A 15,837-nucleotide genomic window follows, 5' to 3' on the forward strand; every position below is an offset into this window, starting at 1 on the left:
ATTAAAGGTGGACAGATATGAAGTCAGATACAGAAATGGTTTCTCCTATCGAGTTGCACATTGGCGATCATGTCCAGCGGCATGGTGCTTTATTTGAGGTTATGCATATTGTTGAATCCGAATGCGATATTCCCGGCGGCATCCGGGTAGCAGCATGCATTTCACGGGTTATCGGTGACGTTACGGGCAATATTCCTCGTGGTTGGCTGGAAACACCGAAGCGTATGGCTGAGCGAGGAGTTAAGTGGGCGACGAGTCTGCCTGAGGGGCTTTACTTTAACATCCAGGGGAACGCACATGCGAAAGTAAGCCGGGTTATTCGTAATGTGACTAATTGAAACTTTTTTCTGAATTGCGGTGTAAAAGTTACTTTTCACCGCATCGTTTTCCCTAACTACTAAATCAGAGCTTCTCTGAAATAAGCGGATTTAACCGCTAGCGATTTATTCAGGCCATTTTATTCTAATCATTATCCTACACTTCAAAAATATTCATTATTTTTTCTTCTGACCTATTAGCCAGAATTCTCGATTCGGTATCATTTACTTACGGTAAATCTTTTGAAAACGAGGTAAATGGCATGCATTCTCAGGATCCTATCACGAAATTAACCCAGACGTTGCAACGCGACGATGGTTCTCAGGTTCGTATTGTAGCGCAGCGGGGATATGGAAGTGGGCTTACAGCCTCGCTTGATGTGTACGTTCTCCGTCGTGATTCCTCTGAAAGCAACTGGTCACTGTGCGGAAAAGATCCTCACCCAGAGTGGAGAAAGATGTCAGTAGATGAGTATCAGAAATTTGGACGCTCTGAAATGCTGCGTTATGCCACACCAGGTGAAATTCTCAGGGTGGCATCCGCTATTGGCCAGCCAATGAGCTTCCTCGATGGCAACCCTGCGTTTTAGCCCGAACCCTGGCGACGCCTTTTAAACCGGCGTCATTCTTTTTACGAGCAACAGACGGAGAAAAAATGAATCTGAACGAACGAAGCACGAGCGCAGCAACGCCAGATTTGAGCCGACTTTATCTCATTTCCGGGCGCATTATGTTTGATGATGATGATCAGGCCTACCTGGTCGAAGCCGACTCCCCTGGTGATGCAGAGGAGGCTTTCCGGCATCATATTGCTGACAGTGCCGACGACTTAGAAAAGGTGATTATAGTTTCCTCTACAAGTTTCGCTTCAGCTCACAGCAGTCGCGTAATTTGTCGGCCTGCCGTGAAGTAATTTCAACTTCCAATGATATTTCCCTCTTTATAAAAGCCGCCGTCTGGCGGTTTTTATTTGCAAAAATGAATATTAATCCTGAATGATATTAATTTAAGATGAGGTAGTGTTCATATTCTTCTTCTTAATATTTTTTCTAAAAAAACGCCTTCAGGTTATTAGTTGGTATTAGTGTATTTGTTATGATCTTCTCATCAAATACATTAATTAAATAATCAAGGAGTCAACTGTGGCAGATAATTATACTCAGGCGTCGTTTATTATTCCCTGCACTCAGGAGCAGGCAAAAATGGCACAAGAAGCAATCACATTCGTTACCGAAGCAGAAATTGCAGAAGGTGAGCGTTTGCTTGATAAGCCACTGACAGATTGTTCTCTGACTGAGAAGCTGATCCTCAGTATTATCGAGAACCACCCTGAGTATGACCCTTCTGAGCCGAGCTTTGGGCAACCATCCTGCCCAGACTGCAATTATGAACTGTTGTTCGCAACAGAAGTTACCAGCAGTGGGCTGGCAGTTTTTCATGGAGAGACCATTGATCTTGACCATGCAATTTGCCTCACAACTGCCGTGCTGTCGGTATTCGACCTCTCGGAAATGGTAACAATTACTGCTGCATTTACATGCAGTAAAAGCCGGACAGATGAATTTGGGGGTATGACTATTCTGGTCACAAAGGATACCCACTATTACCAGGATGGCTGTCAGTTTTCTCGTCTCATGAATGAGGCTCACAAAGCCGGTATCCAGTATGCTCTGTGTAAAGTGACGCATTACCACGGTGAGAGCAGCTATGTGGCAAGCTATGTCCTGAGCTGCGACGTAGCGGATTCAGCCCAGGAGGTCGTTAACAAACGACTGAAGGCATGTGCCGGAAAAGAGCCAGAAGACGGAATCTATATTCTGTGTGAAGAAGACAACACTAGTCTTTCGGTCGAACTCGTTACAGAACTGTCTCCGCTCGATTACGACAAGCTGAGCAAGCTTCTCCCTTCCCTTGACACCCTTTGCGGCGCTTAAGCCTGCCAATTACCGTAGCCACCGGTTTCCCCGGTGGCCTGGAGCCTGCCATGACCAATAAATTCATAGTTTCTACCGTTGATTGTATCAATGAATTTGCAAGTGACGTTCCGCAGAGTGTTTCCTTACGGATAGATACAATGCTTGAACAGCGTATCCGCAAATTGGCGGCATACGTGAAAGAAAACGATCTTCATTTAACTGAGTTTTACTTCTATGACGCTAACTGGTCATTTTGTGGTGAAGATGAAATTCAAGAAATAAAAGACATGGATGAATATAAGCATAGCGACAGCATAAAGCAGGAAGCGATGCTGCGGGAAGTAATGCCATCAGCACGTACGGAATGCCCGGTTATTAGGGTGATGAAAGATTCATTTCAGCTTTCAGCTCTACCACGCCATTGTGGTGATGACATGACTCTTAACACTCCTTTTATTCCGCTGTCTGAGTTGAAAACAAATAATACGGCATTTATTACGCCGCCAACCTATAACTAATAGCTGTGCCGGGTGATTAAATTACAATGGATTATTTTTATATATATTGACATTAAATCCGCGTGATTTTGATTTAATATAATTTCGCTAAATGGTTGCGCTGTAGTTATTTTAAAGTTCTAATAATATCAGTGATGCAGCATATACCGTGGTTCAGGAAAATATATGTTTATTGAAAAAAGCGACTCATTCCTTGAATTATCCTCAGAAGTTATTTTTCCTGAGGCGGCTAATGCTGCCATTTTGAAACATGATAAATGGGCGGATGTTTGGGAGACCCTGACAACCGATGCCGATCTGAACTATACCGATGAAAAGGAGACTGTGAGTCTTTCTTCTCTGGTCATGTCAGCCACATCTGCTATTTATCAGGCTATTACGGACGGCTGGACAATGTGCGTGGGATACAGTGGCGGCAAAGACTCCCATTCTCTTCTGCACCTGTTTCTGATGGCATTGATCAGGGCAGTACGTAACGGCACAAATATCAGCGAACATCATTTCATTCAGATGTCCGATACGCTGATCGAAAACCCTGAGATGCACTATCAGGCTTCACAGGTTCTCAACCAGCTCAGAATGTTCATTGCTGAACACCAGCTACCGGTCACAGTCCTTGTCGCCCGACCGTCTCTTACGCAGAGCTGGGTCGGCCGCATTCTGACTGGGCGCGGACTTCCGACCTGGACTAATTCTTCTACCCGACAGTGCTCAACCGACTACAAAATCGCGCCCCTGCGCCAGGCCAAAGCTCGTTACCTGAAAAACGCCCCGGCATCCGTTCGAAGCAGGGTATGCCTGATGCTGGGCTCCAGGGATGATGAAAGTGCCCGAAGGGCCGGAAATATCCTCAAAATGGGAGGGCAGGCGAGGAAAGTAACCCTGACTGAGCACGGTGGTGAACTCTATCCGGTAAAGGAGTGGCGCACTCAGGACATCTGGTCTTTTCTGATGGCCTGTGGTTCCGAATCACGCTTCCCTTTACCAAGCTTTATGCCGGATAACTTCAGCCTGGCAACGCTTTATAAAGACGCCACCGGGGAGTGTATCTGGTCGCCGGAGAAACCCACTCGAACATCAGCTTGTGGGGCTCGATATGGGTGCTCGCTTACTCTTGTTTTTATGTATTTAGAGTTAAACTCTACTTTTCTATTTTTAGAATTCAAGCTATTCATCGTAATTGAGAGATATCCTTTTAATGTTCAGCAAGCCTGTTAAAAGCACTTTATCTGAACCGCGTTTTGCCTAAATCCTGCTCAATATATACTCTCCCTGAGTTCTGAAATCCTCAAATTCCCCAATCTTAAAGCATTGATACATAGATGATGTCAGATAATGCGCAATCATCTCACCGCCAATATGGATCCGTTCCGGGTGTGGGTATGTCGCCTGTATAGCCCTTTGTTCATTCATCATTACAGGAATTGTCTGCAACAAATCCCCATCCAAGATTTGGCACTCAGGTTTTACTCCTGTTCCGTATTGTAATTGCTCTGATTCGAAATCATGGACTGAGCGATAGGCGAACGAAACGATATTTCCTGTTTCCTCGCAAATTGCGAACTGATAAACACTGGTTGTCACCGTTGAAGAAGAGGGAATTGCATGGTCATGCTTGTATTGTTTCCACAGCCTCCTTAGACAGGCCGATGTATGATAATTGAGATTTTGTATACCTGATACGACCATTCTGGTTGATGCTTCAAGCAACCAGGTGTTAGAAAATCCACCTGCCCCCGTTCCTGCTATGATGGTTCTTAGCTGGGGGATGTAACCTGCTTTGGAAACAAAAGATAACGGCTCCCCATTATCGGTGACGGCAAGGGTATCTGTTACAATCAGTGCTTGTGCTTCGTCTGTATAAAATATCAGTGATGACATATTTTCCTCATCCAGAAAAGACATTACATGAATCACAGAACAGGTCACTACAACCACGTGAAAGGGAGTCAGACCATTTTCCAGAGGTAAATATATTCTTGTGTTTGGACGCGTTGCGGTTCTCTGTAAAAAATATATAGCACAAACAAAAGTCCCCGCAGGGATAAATATAGTTATATGCGCTTTTTCTGCTGGCTTTTACAATTGAAAGTGACAGGTAAACGAAATGTGTTACAGGTTTCTTTTGCTTTTCGTTGGGTTCTGTATATGCGAATTTACCCTGTGTGTTATTTTTGCAATGGACTCAGGCTGTATTCAATCAATTAAGGTTTACTTCTGGCATTAAGATGTATCCGTTGCCTGTTTTTTAAGGGCACGGTTTGTGCCGGGAAATGAAAATCACATCTTAAGTTCTTCACTCAAAGGATTTGTGATGTTTATCACGTATGGTCCGGGTAACGTGTTGAGGTCAATGTATTGCATCGTGATGGTGTCGTTACATCTTTTACTTTCCTCCTGATTTGCATATTCACTCCCGGCAACCTGGTTGTTTGTTTTTTCTTCTTCCGGATTTATAGTGTAGGCATGAGGTGGCGTTTCAGGGCGACAGACTGTGAGGATAATCACTAACATTCATGCGCGTTATGGGCGTGTCAGCAAACTGGATGCAACAGAGCCGAAACTGAAATTTGAACCCGGATTTCTGTATGCTGAAATACCTTATATTAGCGGCATCCAGAATCGAAAACTGAGCCGATATGTACACTTTTATCTTATGGATAAAGCTATCCTGCAGGCCAGGGATTTAAAGCCTTTAGCCCGGGCATTTTTACGCTGGATAAGGTGGCTGGAGGATAACGGACTTGACCCTTTCACCCCGGGAACGTTGAAATACCAAAGCCCTACATATGGCTTCAGGGAGTATCTTCTGGGGGCCGTAAGGCAGGGGCGCATCGCCTCATCCACCGCGGCGGTGTACATCAGCGTTATCCGACGGTTTTACGTATTTCTGGGCAAGTGTGGTGAGCTGGCTGCCAGCTCATTTTTTACGTTGGTCGAAAAAGTCGTTGACGGGCGACGCAAGGTGATAAGTTCGGATCTTGCCATCAGGATAACCAGCACAACAAAAAGGACAATCAACCCACTGAATGATGCAGAGGTTCATATCCTGGGTGAGGCACTGAAATCTGAGTCCGGGTTGTTCAGTTTAATGATTGTGCTGATGAAAAATTGTGGGCTACGGCTGGATGAAATGCTGACCCTGCCGTCGTCACTCTTTACTGAAGAGTACCTTGCCAGTGTCCCTGTATCTGAGTTGACCATCAGGGGGCTTCATATTGGTCCGAGATGCGGAGTTCATACGAAGTTTGGGATGACGCGAGAACTCTTCATCACCAGACGATTGTACGAGCAGGTTCTGGATTATCTGGCGGATGAGGAGTATGAAAAGAAGATCCAAAAATGGCGTGCACGACAGGGTGGGGAAGGGCGGCACGAGCCTTTATTTTTAATGGCAAACGGGAAACGGATGTCTGAAAAAGCCTTTTACTCCCGCTGGTACAGTTTTCGCCATCGCCTGGCCCGGTCTGCTCCGGGAAATGTGTTCAGACATAAACCCCATGATTTGCGGGCAACGTTTGCGACCCATTTTTTACGCTCGGCACTGAGTTGCTATCCCGATCAGGCCGCAAATGCGCTGGGTACAGTAAAATACTGGATGGGCCATAAAAGCGAAAATACGACGATGAAATACATCGTCTTTCTTCAGCAAAACCAGATTTCTGATGCAGTCGCCGGGGTCATGGACGCATTGATTGACGGTGCTGCAGGTCGCGATGGAGCCATATATGAGCCGGAGTGAAACGCAGATAACGTGGATGGCCGAAAATGTGCTGTCATGGGAGACGGTCAGCGGACACATCACTCAGCGGGATCTGAACCGATATTATTTACTTGACGTTTATCTTCAGGCTCATTTTTCAGATTATGTGTTGCTCCCCGGATGGTTTAGTGAACATTCACATCTTGCCCGCCCTGAAAAACGCGATTTTATTGCCTCTCTGAAACGATTTCTTCTGTCTTACCGTCCCGCCGGAAGGTTAACCATTTTCCGTTATCTCAATATGTTTTTTATATGGCAGTCAGTCAATCAGTATGACTATGGCACGGCTGAAGGCGTTGAAATGTATATTAAACATCTCATGAACGATATTCGTCGGCGAAAAATTTCAGTCAGGATGGCAAGACACTACTTGTCCGTGGTCAACCGGTTTTTGCTTACGGGCGGGCAGATTCAGAGGCGGTATGAATATGAATTCTTACCGAAAGGAACGTATCAGCAGCAGGGAAGGGATAGCTATACCAGGAATGAACTTTCCGAGATCCTGAGGCAGTTGTCATCCATGAATGAGTTCCTTGCGGGATGTATCCGGGAGCATATCGCTAAATCGGAAAAAGGGGTGCGGCATTTCTCACCGTCTTTGCTGGCACCTGTTTATGAAGCGTATTTCCGGTATCCGGGAGAGAACGGGGTCAGCAGGGCAGAGATCATCATCAGGGACGTTCTGGAAAATTACTTTCTTACTTCTTTTTTTCTGTTCTGTTACCACACATGGGGAAACACCTCTCAGGTTCTGGGTCTGACGCGGGATGATATACATCTGGATGAAAAGGGTATCAGCACTGATTATGTTTATAAGGGGAGAGCGAATAAGTATATACGTCTGACGATAGGTAAATCGGAGTATGTGACCAAACGTGCGGGCTATTACTGGTTTCTGTCTTTTATCAGGCTCAGGGACGACATCGTTAACTATCTGGTTTCCGCAGATAACTTCCCTCCGGTACAGGCGCTGTTTCTGAGTGAGCCGCAGGTGAAATTCCGTAAGCTTTATTCTCTTAATCCCAGTCATCTGACTAAATTTTCTAACTCTGAGGGGGCGTGGGCCACGATGCGGCAGCTTAATCCCTCGCTTCCATCAATTACCGTTTCTGGCTTGCGCAAAACGTCTGAGCAGTATACGGACAGAACATTAAAGAATGGTCTGATTACGGCGGAAAAAGCACAGCATAACTGGGGCACTTACAGGCGGAATTATGCTGCAGGTAACCCACAGGGGGCGAAGGAAAACTTCAGTGCTGCACTTGATACGCTTATGAATCAGGGGATTGCGACACGTGCGTTATCCGAGCGGGTAAAAGTTGCTGATGAGCTGGGGATCGATCTGCGTGGAAGCGATGAGGGTGTGGATCTTTTATTGAATGGCCTGGGATGTCGATCGCAGGAGCCGCCTACAGATATTGAATTGCGCTTTATAAAAAAGCAAAAACGATTTGGCCGGACACCAAAGGCTTGTGCGGATTTTTCTCATTGTGTCGAATGTTCAAAAAGTTGCGTTGTGGAAACGCTGGAGTCTGTATGGCTCCTGCTGTCATTCAGGCATGCTATCGAGTATGGAAAACCGTTGTACATCGGTTCGGTCAATGCTGTGGAGCGTTATGAAACGTTACTCCTGAAGATTGATTTACGGCTTGGGCTGGTAGATGAGGCGACCCTGAAAAAAGCGCGCGTTAAACTTCAGCGAGAAGGTGTGGCTCCGGTATGGCAGATTTGAAGAAAAAAGAGGTAAGCCGTAGTCGAATGGCGGAGTTTCCTGCCGGAACGCCGCTTCGTTCAGGGGATGAGTTTCCGACTGAGGATATCATCTGTGAGGCACTAGAAAACAAAAGCTTTGAACGTCTGAATAACTGCCTGGTTATCGCCAGCTCAGATGAACATGATATGCGTTTTATCAATGAGGAGACGCTGAATATTTATTTCAGGGATGATGTCTGGACCAATCGCTATGTCAGAACCCATATTGGTGAAACGTTAAGAACCGTTAATTTTTCAGGCATACGGGATCCTGAACTGCGTCTTGAAGCCAAAATCATCTCAGCCAGCCTGCTCTGGATTGTCGGCAGGACCGCGAAGACGCAGTCACTGATCCGGAAATGTGCAAACATTGTGGCGGGAGCCCGTATTATTGAGTCTATGGGGTATCGCAGTCTGTTTCAGCTTCGTTTTCCGCTTGTCCGGAATGCTTTCATTGTAAAGATGAAGGAGGAGGATGAGCACGGCAGGAAGCGTTCTGAAAGAACATTACGTAATTACTTTATGGACCTGGCGGATATCTCGCTGACAGGTCATACCCGTCTTCGAAAATACGGTTACTTTCCTGATATTAGCTTCGACAGTTACAACAGTGTGGATGATTCAAACCAGACATATTGTATGCCTTTCAGTCTTATGATGTCTGTCTGGGAAGGGCTGATTACTGAACTGGATGCTGAAATCAGTGATTTCGATTTTGACGGGTTTTCCCGGCTGTGCGCTATCATAAACGGTTTTTATGATTCGCCTTACTATACGTCGATGCTGGAAGCCCGTAAAAGAGGGACAGCAAAAAGCATACCGGATTACCGGGCCGCGTATTACTACAATATTGTTGCCGGGGAAATTCGGGCGCTTTTCGCGACACTTGGCCCCGGGATGCAGGGCTGGTTCTCGGTACATAAAAATAAGCGCTGGAGATCTGATTTTATTGGCGTTGATCACATAAAGCTGAACACCTGGCATTTTGAGCTGACGTTAAAAGTCATGAATGTGATACAGGCCATGTCGGGGATGAGACACAGCGAAGTGCTTGGCGTGATGCACGGTTCACTGATTTATGATGGTGATATCCTGGGACTTCGTTCGGTGTTGCATAAGTTCGCCCCGGAAGGTGGAAGTCACGAAGACTGGGTTGTTTGTCGCTATGTGGAAAAGCCTTTTCAGCATTTACGCAGAATTAATCAAATCATGACAGGCCTGGACGGGAAGACGCTGGACAATGTTCCATTGTCTTTAAATATCAGGTCGTGGTTCTCGGAGCAAAAACTCTCTTTTATGGGGACGCAGCGCCAGACTGAGTGGGCAAAGAAATTTGTGAAAAGACACCATCTGTTCATCCGACGTGACCATATTGATGAGTTCAGGCTTTTAAATCCAAACATACGTGATGATGAACGCGTTGCGATGGAGATTCGGGAGGGGGCTTTCTGGCCATTGCGAACCCATCAGTTTCGCCGTTCACTTGCTGTACACCTCAGGCGTCTTGATCTGATTTCTACTAATGATCTTATCCGGCAGTTTAAGCACTTAATCAGAGGCATGACGGAGTGGTATATGTCCGGTGCACTCAACGCTTCGCATTTTAGCCGGGCGATCCCTCAGGCATTCGCTGCCGAGATTGAAAGGGTTGATACCGAACTCTCAGCTTCCAGGGCTGTTTCTTATCAGCATGAAGGCCTGCTTTATGGCGAAGGCGGGAAGTTACTGATGTCCCAGAGAGGTGGGCACTTACATCAGATGACGTTTCCTACACTGAAAAAAGCGATGAGCATGGCTAAACGAGGCGGGCAAAAACTGGTATCTCTTGGAAACGGTTTTTATTGCATGAATGGCCATGACTGCGAGTTTAAGGCGGTTGTTCAGTCAGCGTCCTGCAATCCGGGATGTGAGAACATGCTGGCCGGAGCTGATTCTGTTCCCGTGTGGAAACGCAGGATGGCTCATTATGACAACCTTCTGGAGATTGCCGTGCGAAATAATGCTCCTCAGGCTGACAGGGATTTTCTGATGCTTGAGAGAGATTTTTATGCAGATGCTGTCCGCTTTTTTGAAAAGGATGAATAGAGCATGACGAACGAACAGTCGGGGGTTAAAAAAACACAGGCAAGAGCAGAGCAGGCCCTGAGGGAACTGATGTTATCAGGGGAGCGTATCAGCCAGTATGCTGTGGAAAAACGAGCGGGGCTGGCAAACGGCACCCTGAATTATAACTGTCCTGAGTACAGGCAGGTCAGGGAGGCTATCCGCAGTCTGAAAAAAACGTGCCAGGGCACCGCGCCGGTTGATGAGCAGGGCATTGAGCAGCAGATCAAGCTGAAAGAAAAGTATCGCCGTCAGAGAAATGAGCTGAGGGAAGAAATCAAAAAGATGATGGCTGAAAATGTAGAGCTGTTACATAACCTTATACTTTTACAGCAGTATGTCAGGGAGCTTGAACGCAACACCGGGAGGGAGAAAGGGGACGTCATTCCGTTCTCGGGTGGTGTCAGGGACTGAGGCTATACTGAACGGAAGGACGCGAGGTGAATCGCCACGCGTTTAACAGACACCTCAGAGTCATTTAAGATGACTTAAAGAGAGGTGCCCATGAGCGGTAAGCGTTATCCTGAAGAGTTTAAAACTGAAGCAGTCAAACAGGTTGTTGATCGCGGTTATTCTGTTGCCAGCGTTGCAACACGTCTCGATATCACCACCCACAGCCTTTATGCCTGGATAAAGAAGTACGGTCCGGATTCTTCCACTAATAAAGAACAGTCAGATGCTCAGGCCGAGATCCGCCGTCTCCAGAAAGAGCTGAAACGGGTTACCGACGAACGGGACATATTAAAAAAAGCCGCGGCGTACTTCGCAAAGCTGTCCGACTGAGGTACGCCTTTATCCGTGACAACTCCTGTTGCTGGCCTGTTCGCCTGCTCTGTCGGGTGCTGGATGTTCATCCCAGTGGTTTTTACGCCTGGCTTCAGCAGCCGCATTCACAACGCCATCAGGCAGACCTGAGACTGACAGGACAGATTAAACAGTTCTGGCTGGAATCGGGATGCGTCTATGGTTATCGCAAAATCCATCTGGATCTGCGTGACAGCGGGCAACAGTGCGGAGTAAACAGAGTCTGGAGACTGATGAAACGTGTCGGAATAAAGGCTCAGGTCGGATACCGAAGCCCGCGGGCACGTAAAGGCGAGGCCAGTATCGTGTCACCCAACAGGCTCCAGCGACAGTTCAATCCGGATGCTCCTGATGAGCGTTGGGTAACGGACATAACCTACATCAGGACCCACGAAGGCTGGCTGTATCTTGCCGTTGTTGTTGATCTGTTCTCACGCAAAATTATCGGCTGGTCCATGCAATCCCGGATGACAAAGGACATTGTCCTGAACGCACTGCTGATGGCTGTATGGCGGCGTAATCCCGAAAAACAGGTGCTGGTTCATTCGGATCAGGGCAGTCAGTACACAAGCCATGAGTGGCAGTCGTTCCTGAAATCACACGGCCTGGAGGGTAGCATGAGCCGTCGCGGTAACTGCCATGATAATGCGGTTGCAGAAAGTTTTTTCCAGTTGTTGAAACGTGAACGGATAAAGAAAAAGATCTACGGAACGCGGGAAGAAGCCCGCAGTGATATTTTTGATTACTTCGAAATGTTTTATAACAGTAAGCGTCGGCATGGTTCTAGCGAACAGATGTCACCGACAGAATATGAAAACCAGTATTATCAACGGCTCGGAAGTGTCTAGATTATCCGTGGCGATTCACCCTGGCCAACCTGTTTCGGGTGGACCAAATGATACGTCAGTGGGAGAGATCTCAGTAAAAACCGGAAATAACGCCAGAAATGGTGGAAAAAATAGCCTAAATAGGCTGATTCGATGTGTTTGCGGGAAAAAAATCGGCCCAGATCCGCGAAATTTTAATCAGCGAGTCAGCTTGGGAAGAAATGACCTGCTTATTCGCACCTTCCTTAGTTAAGAAACATCCTAATCGTCCTTTCGCCGATCGCGAGATCTGTTATGGCAGCTAAACTCGATTGATACCCCAATCCGCCGGGCAGCATTTCCTTTCCGCACGCAAGAAGGAGAAGATCATGAAAGCAGTAATTTACAACGGTCCTTATGATGTAAAAGTAAAAGACGTACCGGATGCGAAAATTGTCCGCCCCACGGATGTACTCGTCCGCATCACCACCACCAACATTTGTGGGTCGGACTTGCACATGTATGAGGGCCGGACCAGCTTTGAACAGGGACGGATTCTGGGTCACGAAAACCTGGGTGAAGTGGTCGAAATTGGCTCAGGCGTTGAACGTATTAAGGTGGGCGACTATGTTTGTCTGCCGTTTAACGTGGGATGTGGTTTTTGCGAAAACTGTGAAAAAGGTCTGACCGGCTTTTGTCTCACTACCAATCCGGGTTCGGCAGGCGCAGCTTATGGTTTTGCTGAAATGGGTCCCTGGGAGGGGGGGCAGGCGGAACTGCTTCGGGTGCCATTTGCCGACTTTAACTGCCTTGTTCTTCCCCCTGATGCGGCAGAAAAAGAAGATGATTATGTGATGCTCTCTGACATTTTTCCTACCGGCTGGCATGCAACAGAACTTGCCGGATTGAAGCCTGGTGAAAGCGTGGCCATTTATGGCGCGGGGCCGGTCGGTTTGATGGCAGCTCATTCGGCGATCATTAAAGGTGCTTCACAGGTGTTTGTGGTTGATACGCACACAGACCGGTTGGCTCTGGCTGAAAAAATGGGGGCGACGGGCATCAATGCTACTGGCGATGAAGCTGTACAAAAAATTCTCGACCTGACGGATGGACGCGGTACGGATTGTGGCTGCGAATGTGTTGGCTATCAGTGCTGTAACAAACATGGCCATGAAGATAACTCTGTCACCATGAACAGTCTTGTTGCGTCGACGAAAGCAACCGGGGGAATTGGTGTGGTTGGCGTCTTTATTCCTCAGGATCCGGGGGCTGAATCGGAGCTTGCCAGAGAGGGTAAGATGCCATTTGATTTTGGGAGTTTCTGGTTTAAAGGACAGGCAATCCGTACCGGCCAGGCGAACGTTAAGGCCTATAACCGTCAGCTGTCTCGCCTCATCCATCACGATAAAGCCAGTCCGGGCAAAATAATTTCTCATCGTCTTTCGCTTGAAGAGGCTCCTGCCGGATATAAGCACTTCGATGAGCGGGATGAAGGATGGACGAAGGTTATCCTTAAGCCTTAAATAGAGTTATCCGGTATGAGAAAGCAAAAACCGGGAAAGAATGTATGACTTTTGACAGGGTGCAATAAAATATCCTGTCAGGGCGTTATTATTCATACTTTCAGCTGCCAGGTGATGCTGCCAACTTACTGATTTAGTGTATGATGGTGTTTTTGAGGTGCTCCAGTGGCTTCTGTTTCTATCAGCTGTCCCTCCTGTTCAGCTACTGACGGGGTGGTGCGTAACGGCAAAAGCACCGCCGGACATCAGCGCTATCTCTGCTCTCACTGCCGTAAAACATGGCAACTGCAGTTCACTTACACCGCTTCTCAACCCGGTACGCACCAGAAAATCATTGATATGGCCATGAATGGCGTTGGATGCCGGGCAACCGCCCGCATTATGGGCGTTGGCCTCAACACGATTTTACGTCACTTAAAAAACTCAGGCCGCAGTCGGTAACCTCGCGCATACAGCCGGGCAGTGACGTCATCGTCTGCGCGGAAATGGACGAACAGTGGGGATACGTCGGGGCTAAATCGCGCCAGCGCTGGCTGTTTTACGCGTATGACAGGCTCCGGAAGACGGTTTGCGCACGTATTCGGTGAACGCACTATGGCGACGCTGGGGCGTCTTATGAGCCTGCTGTCACCCTTTGACGTGGTGATATGGATGACGGATGGCTGGCCGCTGTATGAATCCCGCCTGAAGGGAAAGCTGCACGTAATCAGCAAGCGATATACGCAGCGAATTGAGCGGCATAACCTGAATCTGAGGCAGCACCTGGCACGGCTGGGACGGAAGTCGCTGTCGCTCACAAAATCGGTGGAGCTGCATGACAAAGTCATCGGGCATTATCTGAACATAAAACACTATCAATAAGTTGGAGTCATTACCCTTTTTTCAACTTCTGATGGATGCGAGTGATTGAACTCATACATTAATGTTTTCCCACGAAGTCTTTTTTCAGGTAAGCCTTCGCACATATCGGTAAATAGCTTGCCTGCTTTTATTTTTTCTGTCATCGACATGTTCATTTTTAACATTCCGTCCTGATAAGTTGGTCGGATAAGGCGCTCGCGCCGTATCCGACATTAATTTCTTAAGCGACTTCATTCACCTGGCGACGCAGCAGAGAAAGTGGGCCGGGGCCGCTAAGCGTGAACACGGAAATTAAGGTGAAGCCCAGCGCCACCAGACCCAGCACCAGGTAAGCGCCCTGGAAACCGATGCTTTCATACATATTGCCCGCCAGAATAGACATAAAAATCATCGCCAGTTGCTTAAAGAAGCAGAAACAGACCAGATAAATCGTCGCTGAAAAACGCACTTCAAACTGGCTGGTAATATATTTAAAGCAGCCCACCAGCAGGAACGGTACTTCAAACATATGCAGCGTTTTCAGAATAACCACTTCCAGTGCTGAGGTAGCGAACGATGAGCCAATAATACGTACTGACATAATAGTGCCAGCCAGCAGCAGGGCGTTTTTCCCACCGATGCGATTAATGATCAGTGGCGCAAAAAACATAATCGAGGCGTTAAGTAATTCGCCCATTGTCGTTACGTAGCCAAATACCCGCGTACCCTGTTCACCGGTAGCAAAGAACGAAGTAAAGAAATTAGCAAACTGTTGGTCAAAAACATCGTAGGTGCAGGAAACGCCAATAACATACAGTGACAAAAACCACAGTTTTGGCTGTCTGAACAGTTCCAGCGCCAGCTTAAGGCTAAATGCCGAATGGTTGGCACCTACCGCATTGGCAACCGTGGCAGAAGAGGGCGCATCCGTTTTGGCGAAAAAGAGTAAAACGGCGAGGATGAATGCACAGCCAGAACCCAGCCAGAAAACAAACTGATTATTGATGGTGAACATGATGCCGACAATCGAGGCACACAGCGCCCAGCCAACACAGCCAAACATCCGCGCGCGACCATATTCGAAATTACTGCGACGGCTGACTTTCTCGATAAATGCCTCTACTGCTGGCGCACCGGCGTTAAAACAAAAGCCTAGATAAATACCACCAACAATCGATCCTACTAAAATGTTGTATTGTAACAGTGGCCCGAAGATAAAAATAAAGAACGGCGCAAACATCACTAACATGCCGGTAATAATCCACAGCAGGTATTTGCGCAGCCCGAGTTTGTCAGAAAGCAGACCAAACAGCGGTTGGAATAATAGCGAGAACAGAGAAATAGCGGCAAAAATAATACCCGTATCACTTTTGCTGATATGGTTGATGTCATGTAGCCAAATCGGGAAAAACGGGAAGTAGGCTCCCATGATAAAAAAGTAAAAGAAAAAGAATAAACCGAACATCCAAAAGTTTGTGTTTTTTAAATAGTACAT

15 protein-coding genes and 3 pseudogenes are annotated in these 15,837 nt (G+C 47.2%); 15 read left to right on the plus strand and 3 right to left on the minus strand.

Annotated elements, in window-relative coordinates; genetic code table 11:
• Positions 1–17: 17 nt before the first annotated feature.
• The 6 genes from FHN83_RS00545 (at position 18) to FHN83_RS00570 (ending at position 3,969) form a co-directional block, all read left to right on the plus strand.
• The gene (locus tag FHN83_RS00545; protein ID WP_000834113.1) at positions 18–338 is read left to right on the plus strand and encodes a hypothetical protein; all 321 of its coding nucleotides are present in this window, start codon (positions 18–20) and stop codon (positions 336–338) included.
• A 242-nt stretch (positions 339–580) separates the two neighbouring features.
• Positions 581–907: a hypothetical protein gene (locus tag FHN83_RS00550; protein ID WP_000556022.1), complete on the plus strand. Its 327-nt coding sequence runs from the start codon at positions 581–583 to the stop codon at positions 905–907.
• 65 nt (positions 908–972) lie between these two features.
• The gene (locus tag FHN83_RS00555) at positions 973–1,230 is read left to right on the plus strand and encodes a hypothetical protein (RefSeq protein WP_001052325.1); all 258 of its coding nucleotides are present in this window, start codon (positions 973–975) and stop codon (positions 1,228–1,230) included.
• A 229-nt stretch (positions 1,231–1,459) separates the two neighbouring features.
• Positions 1,460–2,251, plus strand: a complete 792-nt coding sequence (locus FHN83_RS00560) for a hypothetical protein (RefSeq protein ID WP_000774871.1) — start codon at positions 1,460–1,462, stop codon at positions 2,249–2,251.
• Between the two features lie 50 nt (positions 2,252–2,301).
• Positions 2,302–2,751 carry a hypothetical protein gene (locus tag FHN83_RS00565; RefSeq protein WP_000182312.1) on the plus strand — a complete coding sequence of 150 codons (450 nt, stop codon included), beginning with the start codon at positions 2,302–2,304 and terminating at the stop codon, positions 2,749–2,751.
• A gap of 165 nt (positions 2,752–2,916) precedes the next feature.
• Positions 2,917–3,969 carry a phosphoadenosine phosphosulfate reductase family protein gene (locus FHN83_RS00570; protein ID WP_012477420.1) on the plus strand — a complete coding sequence of 351 codons (1,053 nt, stop codon included), beginning with the start codon at positions 2,917–2,919 and terminating at the stop codon, positions 3,967–3,969.
• A gap of 27 nt (positions 3,970–3,996) precedes the next feature.
• On the opposite strand, the gene FHN83_RS00575 is transcribed toward FHN83_RS00570, so the two are convergent.
• Positions 3,997–4,632: a hypothetical protein gene (locus tag FHN83_RS00575; RefSeq protein WP_012477419.1), complete on the minus strand. Its 636-nt coding sequence runs from the start codon at positions 4,630–4,632 to the stop codon at positions 3,997–3,999.
• Between the two features lie 613 nt (positions 4,633–5,245).
• On the opposite strand from FHN83_RS00575, the gene FHN83_RS00580 reads away from it, so the two are divergent.
• The 9 genes and pseudogenes from FHN83_RS00580 (at position 5,246) to FHN83_RS28900 (ending at position 14,363) form a co-directional block, all read left to right on the plus strand.
• Positions 5,246–6,493: a tyrosine-type recombinase/integrase gene (locus tag FHN83_RS00580; protein WP_139563066.1), complete on the plus strand. Its 1,248-nt coding sequence runs from the start codon at positions 5,246–5,248 to the stop codon at positions 6,491–6,493.
• On the plus strand, positions 6,480–8,246 hold the full coding sequence (locus FHN83_RS00585; RefSeq protein ID WP_007897920.1) for a hypothetical protein: 1,767 nt from the start codon (positions 6,480–6,482) through the stop codon (positions 8,244–8,246). Before FHN83_RS00580 ends, FHN83_RS00585 begins: the two co-directional genes overlap by 14 nt.
• On the plus strand, positions 8,234–10,351 hold the full coding sequence (locus tag FHN83_RS00590; RefSeq protein ID WP_017384059.1) for a hypothetical protein: 2,118 nt from the start codon (positions 8,234–8,236) through the stop codon (positions 10,349–10,351). The genes FHN83_RS00585 and FHN83_RS00590 overlap by 13 nt, the downstream gene beginning before the upstream one ends.
• Positions 10,352–10,354: 3 nt before the next feature.
• Entirely contained in the window at positions 10,355–10,783 is a 429-nt protein-coding gene (locus FHN83_RS00595; protein ID WP_017384060.1) for a hypothetical protein, read from the plus strand.
• Positions 10,784–10,873: 90 nt separating this feature from the next.
• Positions 10,874–12,021, plus strand: a protein-coding gene (locus tag FHN83_RS00600; protein WP_088728459.1) for an IS3 family transposase whose coding sequence is annotated in 2 segments (ribosomal slippage) — positions 10,874–11,111 and positions 11,111–12,021 — 1,149 coding nt in all. Because the reading frame shifts where the segments join, the coding sequence is not laid out codon by codon here.
• 14 nt (positions 12,022–12,035) lie between these two features.
• A pseudogene (locus FHN83_RS28890) lies at positions 12,036–12,098 on the plus strand (hypothetical protein); the annotation flags it as partial.
• A gap of 270 nt (positions 12,099–12,368) precedes the next feature.
• Entirely contained in the window at positions 12,369–13,502 is a 1,134-nt protein-coding gene (locus tag FHN83_RS00605) for a glutathione-independent formaldehyde dehydrogenase (protein WP_017384068.1), read from the plus strand.
• A gap of 165 nt (positions 13,503–13,667) precedes the next feature.
• Positions 13,668–13,943, plus strand: coding sequence for an IS1-like element transposase (locus FHN83_RS28895; protein ID WP_000179213.1), 276 nt, complete (start codon positions 13,668–13,670; stop codon positions 13,941–13,943).
• Between the two features lie 44 nt (positions 13,944–13,987).
• Positions 13,988–14,363: pseudogene (locus FHN83_RS28900) on the plus strand (IS1 family transposase).
• A gap of 14 nt (positions 14,364–14,377) precedes the next feature.
• Here FHN83_RS28900 and FHN83_RS00615 read toward each other — a convergent pair.
• Positions 14,378–14,518: pseudogene (locus tag FHN83_RS00615) on the minus strand (maltose acetyltransferase domain-containing protein); the annotation flags it as partial.
• Positions 14,519–14,583: 65 nt separating this feature from the next.
• Positions 14,584–15,837 carry a lactose permease gene (gene lacY / locus FHN83_RS00620; RefSeq protein WP_003846917.1) on the minus strand — a complete coding sequence of 418 codons (1,254 nt, stop codon included), beginning with the start codon at positions 15,835–15,837 and terminating at the stop codon, positions 14,584–14,586.

This window comes from Leclercia adecarboxylata (assembly GCF_006171285.1).
GTDB lineage: Bacteria > Pseudomonadota > Gammaproteobacteria > Enterobacterales > Enterobacteriaceae > Enterobacter > Enterobacter barmai.

Bases quoted from the DNA above. Each gene is read 5' to 3' on its own strand.
- FHN83_RS00545 (WP_000834113.1), top strand. From the start codon at position 18: ATGAAGTCAGATACAGAAATGGTTTCTCCTATCGAGTTGCACATTGGC.
- FHN83_RS00550 (WP_000556022.1), top strand. From the start codon at position 581: ATGCATTCTCAGGATCCTATCACGAAATTAACCCAGACGTTGCAACGC.
- FHN83_RS00555 (WP_001052325.1), top strand. From the start codon at position 973: ATGAATCTGAACGAACGAAGCACGAGCGCAGCAACGCCAGATTTGAGC.
- FHN83_RS00565 (WP_000182312.1), top strand. From the start codon at position 2,302: ATGACCAATAAATTCATAGTTTCTACCGTTGATTGTATCAATGAATTT.
- FHN83_RS00570 (WP_012477420.1), top strand. From the start codon at position 2,917: ATGTTTATTGAAAAAAGCGACTCATTCCTTGAATTATCCTCAGAAGTT.
- FHN83_RS00575 (WP_012477419.1), bottom strand. From the start codon at position 4,632: ATGTCATCACTGATATTTTATACAGACGAAGCACAAGCACTGATTGTA.
- FHN83_RS00585 (WP_007897920.1), top strand. From the start codon at position 6,480: ATGAGCCGGAGTGAAACGCAGATAACGTGGATGGCCGAAAATGTGCTG.
- FHN83_RS00590 (WP_017384059.1), top strand. From the start codon at position 8,234: ATGGCAGATTTGAAGAAAAAAGAGGTAAGCCGTAGTCGAATGGCGGAG.
- FHN83_RS00595 (WP_017384060.1), top strand. From the start codon at position 10,355: ATGACGAACGAACAGTCGGGGGTTAAAAAAACACAGGCAAGAGCAGAG.
- FHN83_RS00605 (WP_017384068.1), top strand. From the start codon at position 12,369: ATGAAAGCAGTAATTTACAACGGTCCTTATGATGTAAAAGTAAAAGAC.
- lacY (WP_003846917.1), bottom strand. From the start codon at position 15,837: ATGTACTATTTAAAAAACACAAACTTTTGGATGTTCGGTTTATTCTTT.